This window comes from Pseudomonas fluorescens (genome assembly GCF_902497785.1).
In the GTDB taxonomy this organism is placed as follows: Bacteria; Pseudomonadota; Gammaproteobacteria; order Pseudomonadales; family Pseudomonadaceae; genus Aquipseudomonas; species Aquipseudomonas fluorescens_BO.
Window position 1 is genome coordinate 576422 of sequence record NZ_CABVHK010000001.1, and the last position, 7408, is coordinate 583829.

Sequence of the window (7408 nt, forward strand, 5' to 3'; positions counted from 1 at the left end):
CAGTGGTGTTGAAACGGGGGAGGGTGTTTGATGGTGCCATTGTTGAAACGGAGAAGATCCCATGAGTCGGTTTACTTCTGAACCTGACGTTTCGCTAGCCGGCGTCACGGCTTCTGAGCCCCGCCAGGCCGTGCAAATTTGTGCCCCGGGTAACGTGAGTGCCTGGCGGACCTCTGCAACCACCGCCATGTGTAGTTGGGATGAACCCTACTCAACGTGCGACTTGTGCCCGGACGCGGTGGGTTATGAAGTGATCGTGGAGGGAGTGAAAGTGTTCGAGGTAGTTCGGCCTCCTTGTGAGATCAATGGGCTGAAGGCCGATGTCGACTATATCCTGGAGGTTTACGCAAAGGCAGCGGGCGACAACCGCTCACAGTCCTCGCTTTGGCACCTCGGCACAAGTCCCGGGACGCCGGTTAACCTGCAGGTGCGGATGTTAACCCCGACATCGGCGTCATTGCGGTGGAGTGCGCCGACTTACGGTGCTCCAGCCTTCGATTATGTGATCGCTTGCAATGGGACGGTCATTAATTCGACTCGTGGGCTTGATTGTGTGTTGAACGAGTTACCGAGCGCCGTCGCCCCGACTTTTGAGGTTAGAGCCAGAACCAACAGCTTGAATCTTTCCGACGCAGCCGATGCAACGCCTCCTGAACCACCAATCAATCTGGAAGTTGTCGCTACCACATCGTCGAGCGTTACCTTTAAGTGGGCTCCCGCGACGCCCACCGGGGTGATCGATTATGAGGTTTCGATCAACGAAGCAGTCGTCGATAATGTCACGCAAACCCGCTATGTGGCGCGTGAACTTGTCGGGGGGGATTTCAGCTTTGCGGTAGCCTCGCGCGATGCAAATGGAAACGTCTCGGTCAAGAACGGACGGCGCACGCCTAACCCGGATTCCGAGCCACCCACGAGGCCGCCAGGGTTGAGATTGCTGTGTAGCACCTACACGTCGGTTACATTGGCCTGGGAGCCATCCACCGACAATCATGCGGTGGCGGGGTATCGTTTCTACAGCCCGGACGGTACTCGTACCGATCTTCGAGAGACCTGTTTTACGATCCACCGCTTGCAAGCCGGAGTCGTCTACCACTGTCAGGTACGTGCCTTTGACGTCGCAGGTAACGTGTCTGAGGCCAGTACCATCGACGTGTCGCCTGCTGACAAAGTAGCACCGACCATGCCGACGAATCTGAAAGTCATCGACGATACCCTCACGTACTTCAGGCTCGGCTGGGAGGCGTCTCAGGATAATATTGGAGTCAAAGGCTACAACGTCAGCCTCAAGACCCTGTCGGGAGAGTCAGTGTTGACGGACACTACGACTCAACTCAGTTATTGGGTGACGGATTATAAAAAGCTGGCACGTGACACTCTTTACATTTTTGAAGTGCGGGCTTTTGATCAGGCCAATAACTTCTCTGCGTTTGCCGGCATGCCGGTGAGCACACCCTACTTCGCGACGATGGTACTGCTGGATCATCCCGCGTTGATTCCCGGAGGCAGCAAAGCGTTTTATTTGCGACTGGTTGACGGCTTTGGGCAACCGGTCGAGGGCACAGAGATTACGTGGGCTTCGAGTTCGAAACTGTTATTGGAGACGTCAAGCGGGAAAACCGATCAGTCGGGTATTTTAATGAACAAAGTGACCGTCGCTGCCGACGTTGGGACTTACAACGATCGATTCTCCATCACCGCAACCACACAAACGCCGCTCAAGGTTCTGGCAAACTTGTATTTAGAAACCCGGGGTTTGCGCGTCACCAATACTCGGCCTCCCTATTTCTCCACGATAACCGTGTATCTGCTGGCGGTGGACGAGCAGGGAAATCCGCTGGCGGGAGCGGATGTAGAGTGGAGCACACTCTTGTCTGTGCGACTGTCCCAGACTCGAACCACTACGGATCAAGAGGGAAAATCACACATTACGGCTACTCATACCAGCACGCCCGGTCAAGTCATGAACTCATACCCGTTTCGGGCGACAGTAAACGGCATTGTGTACACGTCTGAAGGAGTCTGGTTTGGCACTCCCGGCATACCTTGACGCATGTGTTCAACCGAATAATCCCGCCGCGATGTTGATCGAAAAGCCCAATATCGCGGTGTTGAACAAAAAGCCGATCAGCGATTGCGCCAACACGATTTTTCGCAAGCCCCGTGTGGCCACTCCGACGTCCGACGTTTGTACCGCCACACCGATGGTGAACGAGAAATACAGGAAGTCCCAATAATTGGGCGTGGTCAAACCCTCGGCAAAGCGCAGCGCCGGGTCTTTGCCGTTCCAGGTGTAAAACAACCGTGCGTAGTGCACGCTGAAAATCACCCCTATCAGCAGCCATGAGCCGATCACGGTCAAGGCGGTGAACCCGTAATGCAGCAACTTGGCACTGCTTTGCAGGTCCTTGCTGCCGGCCAGTTCAAAGGTGATGGTCGCCAGGCTGGCAATCGCCGCGATACACACCACGAACAGCACCAGCCCGGCGTTCTCGTCCTCGACCTCGGCAATGCGTTTGACGTCCGGCGCCTTGGCCCGGGCCGTGAGCCAGAGCATCAGCACCAGGTACGTCCAGACCCCGGCATTCCAGCCGAAAAGAATTTTGCTGATGATCGAATCGGCGGGAACCAGAATGCCCACCGCGACGCCGAGCGTGGCAGCGGCGGACAGGCGCGGGTGGGTGCGGGCGAGGAGGGGCATGTGGACTCACTGAGGCAGAAGTCTGCCCACCATAGCCCAGGTAAACACGCTTTTGTAGGAGCTGCCGAAGGCTGCGATCTTTTGATAGTGATCTTGAAGAGCAACGTCAAAAGATCGCAGCCTGCGGCAGCTCCTACCGGGGGAGTGTCAGGTTTTCTACTGGCGTTCAGGCTTTTGTAGGAGCTGCCGAAGGCTGCGATCTTTTGATAGTGATCTTGAAGAGCAACATCTAAAGATCGCAGCCTGCGGCAGCTCCTACCGGGGGGGTGTCAGGTTTTCGTGTGGCGCTTGCGCACCAGCTTCATCACCACCACGAAGAATACCGGCACAAACACCACCGCCAAGGTCGCGGTGATCATCCCGCCGATCACGCCGGTGCCGATGGCCTGCTGGCTCGCGGAGCTGGCCCCGGTGGCAATCGCCAGCGGCACGACGCCGAGGATGAACGCCAGCGACGTCATCACAATCGGTCGCAAGCGCAGGCGCGCGGCTTGCAGCGTCGCGTCGATCAGGTCGTGGCCTTCGTCGTACAGGCTCTTGGCGAATTCGATGATCAGGATCGCGTTCTTCGCCGACAGACCGATGATGGTAATCAGCCCGACCTTGAAGAACACGTCGTTGGGCATCCCGCGCAACGTCACCGCCAACACCGCGCCCAGTACGCCGAGCGGCACCACCAGCAACACCGAGGTCGGGATCGACCAACTCTCGTACAACGCCGCCAGACACAGGAACACAATCAGCAACGACAACCCGAGCAGAATCGGCGCCTGGCTGCCGGACAGTCGTTCCTGCAGCGACAACCCGGTCCATTCCTGACCCAAGCCTGCCGGCCCTTGCGCGACCAGCCGTTCGATTTCCGCCATGGCTTCACCGGTGCTGTGACCCGGTTTCGGTTCGCCGGAAATGCTGATCGCCGGGTAGCCGTTATATCGGGTCAGCTGTGCCGGGCCCTGGGTCCATGTGGCCTGGACAAAGGCCGACAGCGGCACCATTTTTCCGGCATTGTTGCGCACGTGAATCTTCAGCAGGTCGGCGACCTGACTGCGCTGATCGCCTTCAGCCTGAACCACCACCCGCTGCATCCGCCCCTGATTGGGGAAGTCGTTGATGTAGGCCGAACCGACGGCGGTGGACAGCACGCTGCCGACGTCGGCGAAGGAAACTCCCAAAGCATTCGCCTGTTTACGGTCGACGATCAGTTGCACCTGCGGCGCTTCGGCCAGCGCGCTTTCGCGCACGTTCATCAGGATCGGACTCTTCTCGGCAGCGGCCAGCAGCGCGGTGCGCGCCTGCATCAGCGTGGCATGGCCGAGGCCGCCACGGTCCTGCAAGCGAAACTCGAAACCGCTGGAGGTGCCGAGGCCGTCCACCGGGGGTGGCAGGACCGAGAACGCCATGGCGTCCTTGATCTGGCTCAGCGCGATGTTGGCACGGTCGGCAATCGAACTGGCGGAATCGTCGCTGCCGCGCTCCGACCAGTCCTTCAGCGTGGTAAAGGCCAACGCCGCGTTCTGGCCGCTGCCGGAGAAGCTGAAACCGAGGATCACCGTGCTGTCGCCAACGCCCGGTTCGGTGGCGTTGTGCGCTTCGATCTGCTCGACCACCTGCACCGTGCGATTCTTGCTCGCGCCCGGTGGCAACTGAATGTCGGTGATGGTGTAACCCTGATCTTCAACCGGCAGGAACGAGGAGGGCAGGCGGCTGAAGCACAGGCCCAGAGCGATCAACAGCACGCCGTAGATCAGCAGGTAACGACCGCTGCGTTTCAGCGCATACGCCACCCAACCCTGATAGCGTTCGCTCAAGCGCTCGAAGCCTTTGTTGAACCAGCCGAAGAAACCGCCCTTGGCGTGGTGTTCGCCCTTGGCAATCGGCTTGAGCAAGGTCGCGCACAGCGCCGGGGTCAAGGTCAGGGCGAGGAAGGCCGAGAACAGGATCGAGGTCGCCATCGACAGCGAGAACTGGCGGTAAATCACCCCGACCGAACCCTGCATGAACGCCATCGGAATAAACACCGCGACCAGCACCAGGGTGATGCCGATGATCGCCCCGGTAATCTGCTTCATCGCCTTGCGCGTCGCCTCTTTCGGCGACAGCCCTTCGGTGACCATGATCCGCTCGACGTTTTCTACGACGACTATGGCGTCGTCCACCAGAATGCCGATGGCCAGCACCATGCCGAACATGGTCAGCACGTTGATCGAGAATCCCAGCGCGAGCATGGTCGCGAACGTGCCCATCAGTGCCACCGGCACCACCAGCGTCGGGATCAGCGTGTAGCGGATGTTTTGCAGGAACAGGAACATCACCGCAAACACCAGCGCCATCGCCTCGACCAGGGTGTAAACCACTTTGGTGATCGAGACTTTGACGAAGGGCGAGGTGTCGTAGGGGATCTTGTATTCGACGCCCGCCGGGAAGTAGCGCGCCAGTTCATCCATCTTCGCCCGCACCAGCGTCGCGGTGCTCAGGGCATTGGCGCCGGGGGACAATTGCACGCCGACGGCGGTGGACGGCTTGCCGTTGAGGCGCGTGCCGAACTGATATTCCTGGCTGCCGATCTCGACCCGCGCGACATCGCCGATGCGCACGGTGGAGCCGTCAGGGTTGGCCTTGAGCACGATGTCGGCGAATTCTTCCGGGGTCGACAACTGGCCTTTCACCAGAATGGTCGCGGTGATTTCCTGCGTGCTGCGGGTCGGCAAGTCGCCGATGCTGCCCGCCGAGACTTGAGCGTTCTGCGCGACGATCGCGGCGTTGACGTCAGCCGGGGTAAGGTTGAAACCGATCAGTTTCTGCGGGTCGATCCAGATGCGCATGGCCCGTTCGGCGCCGTACAGTTGCGCCTTGCCGACACCGTCCAGACGCTTGATTTCGTTCATCACGTTGCGCGCCAGGTAATCGCTTAGCGCCACGTCGTCAAGCTTGCCGTCGGTGGACGTGAGGGTGATCAGCAGGAGGAAACCGGCGGAGACTTTTTCCACCTGCAAGCCTTGCTGATTGACCGCTTGCGGCAGGCGCGACTCGACGACTTTCAGGCGGTTTTGCACATCCACCTGAGCCATTTCCGGGTTGGTGCCCGGCTGGAAAGTCGCCTTGATCGTGGCGCTGCCGAGGCTGCTTTGCGACTCGAAATACAACAGATGATCAGCACCGTTGAGCTCTTCCTCGATCAGGCTGACCACGCTTTCGTCCACGGTCTGTGCGGAAGCGCCGGGGTACACGGCGTAGATTTCGACCTGCGGCGGCGCGACGTCGGGGTACTGCGCCACCGGCAACTGCGGAATGGCCAACGCGCCGGCCAGCAGGATGAACAGGGCCACCACCCAGGCGAACACCGGGCGATCGATAAAGAACTGCGGCATAAAAAAGCGTCCTGCTTACTGACCAGTCACCTGGGCAAGTGGAAGAGGGGTGTCGTCGATCTGCACTTTCTCGCCGGGCTTGGCGTGTTGCAGGCCTTCAATGACGATGCGGTCACCGGGCTTGAGGCCGCCGGTGACGATCCAGCGATCGTTTTGCACGGCGCCCAGTTCGACCGGTTGCTGCCCGACGCGCAGGTCCGCATCGAGCAGCAGCACTTGCGCAACCCCGGCGCTGTCACGCTGGATCGCCCGCTGCGGCACGCTGATGCCTTGCTGATTCACCGCTTGTTCCAGACGCACCCGCACGAAGCTGCCGGGCAGCAAGTCGAGGTCCGGGTTGGGGAATTCGCTGCGCACAATGATCTGGCCTGTGCCGGGGTCGACCGTGATGTCGGTGAACAGCAGTTTGCCCGGCAGCGGGTAAAGGCTGCCGTCGTCAAGAATCAACGTGGCTTTGGCCTGGCCCGCACCCACTTCCTTCAACTGACCGGAGCGAAAGGCGCGGCGCAGGTCGTTGAGTTCGCGGGTCGATTGCGTGAGGTCGGCATGAATCGGGTTCAGTTGCTGAATCAGTGCCAGCGGCGTGGTTTCGTTCTGCCCGACCAGCGCGCCTTCGGTGACCAGTGCGCGCCCGATGCGCCCGGAAATCGGCGCGGTGACAGTGGCGTAACCGAGGTTGAGTCTGGCCCGTTCGACCGCGGCTTTGTTGGCGGCGACGTCGGCGGCGGTTTGCCGAACGGCGGCGCGGGCGTTGTCGTAGTCCTGGCCGCTGATGGCGTTGCCTTCGATCAACTGCGCGTAACGCTGCTCTTGCAAGCGCGCCTGAAACGCATTGGCCTCGGCTTTGCGCAGGTCGGCTTCGGCGCTGTCCAGGTCAGCCTTGAACGGCGCCGGGTCGATACGAAACAGCACGTCGCCTTTTTTCACATCGCTGCCTTCGTGGAACACCCGTTGCAGCACCACGCCGGCGACCCGCGCGCGGACTTCGGCGATCCGTGGCGCGGCAATCCGCCCGCTCAATTCGCTGGTGATCGACAGCGGCCGGGCGTCGATGGTCTCGATGCGCACCGTGGCCAACGGCGGCGCCTCATCGGCGATCGAGGATTTGTCGCACGCGCTCAGCGTCAACGCCAGGGCAAGCAGGCTGAGCTTGGCAAGCAGATTCTTCGACATGTAAATACCCCAATAATGAACTCCCGCATGCTACGGGGAGCGGGCGAGGGTAGCGGTGAAGCTTTGTTGGTGCTGTGTGAAATTGTGTAAGGGTTTTACTCGGGGGTGGGCGTGGGCGTATATCCTTTACCCCCTGAATATTTTGCGCTTGTTATGCCGCCATCGC

General features: G+C 60.2%; 4 protein-coding genes. 1 reads left to right on the forward strand and 3 read right to left on the reverse strand.

Annotated features, from left to right (window positions below):
- Positions 1–61 precede the first annotated feature (61 nt).
- A complete protein-coding gene (locus F8N62_RS02825; protein WP_150709530.1) occupies positions 62–2050 on the forward strand; it encodes a fibronectin type III domain-containing protein in 1989 nt (662 codons plus the stop codon).
- Between the two features lie 9 nt (positions 2051–2059).
- Here F8N62_RS02825 and F8N62_RS02830 read toward each other — a convergent pair whose 3' ends face one another.
- The 3 genes from F8N62_RS02830 to F8N62_RS02840 all read right to left on the reverse strand — a co-directional run bounded on the left by F8N62_RS02830 (position 2060) and on the right by F8N62_RS02840 (position 7242).
- Positions 2060–2701 (reverse strand): DUF1345 domain-containing protein, encoded by a 642-nt coding sequence (locus tag F8N62_RS02830; protein ID WP_150709531.1) that lies wholly within the window; start codon positions 2699–2701, stop codon positions 2060–2062.
- 269 nt (positions 2702–2970) lie between these two features.
- Positions 2971–6069 carry an efflux RND transporter permease subunit gene (locus F8N62_RS02835; RefSeq protein WP_150709532.1) on the reverse strand — a complete coding sequence of 1033 codons (3099 nt, stop codon included), beginning with the start codon at positions 6067–6069 and terminating at the stop codon, positions 2971–2973.
- 15 nt (positions 6070–6084) lie between these two features.
- Complete coding sequence (locus tag F8N62_RS02840; RefSeq protein ID WP_150709533.1) at positions 6085–7242, reverse strand: efflux RND transporter periplasmic adaptor subunit; 1158 nt, start codon at positions 7240–7242, stop codon at positions 6085–6087.
- Positions 7243–7408: the final 166 nt, after the last annotated feature.

Coding starts and splice junctions, on each gene's coding strand:
- F8N62_RS02825 (WP_150709530.1), top strand. CDS start 62: ATGAGTCGGTTTACTTCTGAACCTGACGTTTCGCTAGCCGGCGTCACG.
- F8N62_RS02830 (WP_150709531.1), bottom strand. CDS start 2,701: ATGCCCCTCCTCGCCCGCACCCACCCGCGCCTGTCCGCCGCTGCCACG.
- F8N62_RS02835 (WP_150709532.1), bottom strand. CDS start 6,069: ATGCCGCAGTTCTTTATCGATCGCCCGGTGTTCGCCTGGGTGGTGGCC.
- F8N62_RS02840 (WP_150709533.1), bottom strand. CDS start 7,242: ATGTCGAAGAATCTGCTTGCCAAGCTCAGCCTGCTTGCCCTGGCGTTG.